Origin of the sequence: Mesorhizobium sp. M8A.F.Ca.ET.161.01.1.1 (assembly GCF_004792105.1) — a bacterium.
In the GTDB taxonomy this organism is placed as follows: Bacteria; Pseudomonadota; Alphaproteobacteria; order Rhizobiales; family Rhizobiaceae; genus Mesorhizobium.
Window position 1 is genome coordinate 1 of the sequence record NZ_SRTD01000550.1, and the last position, 278, is coordinate 278.

Sequence of the window (278 nt, forward strand, 5' to 3'; positions counted from 1 at the left end):
CTTCTCCGCTTTCCGCCAGCGCGTTCATTGCAATGTCGATACCTCCGGCCGCACCCTCGAGAAAACTTCCAATGGCCGGCCGCAGGTGGAACTCGTCTGGTAGGTTGGCGCTCCCTTGATTGGTCGCCGTCCATGGAGGCGAAGCACGGGATTTCAGGCTTTTGAACCCCTTTTCATTTGAAAACTGAAAGGGGGTTCAGTCGAAATTTGCGATGTTTGCTTCACCGCGTCTTTCCACATCACCCCCTTAATACACGTCAGTGCTCGTCCGAGTATAT

The 278-nt window shown here is 54.0% G+C and carries 1 protein-coding gene; it reads left to right on the forward strand.

Annotated features, from left to right (window positions below; translation table 11 throughout):
• Positions 1–103: glyoxalase superfamily protein (locus EN804_RS38570; protein ID WP_246693571.1), on the forward strand; the 103-nt coding region annotated here is incomplete at its 5' end.
• Between the last annotated feature and the right edge of the window lie 175 nt (positions 104–278).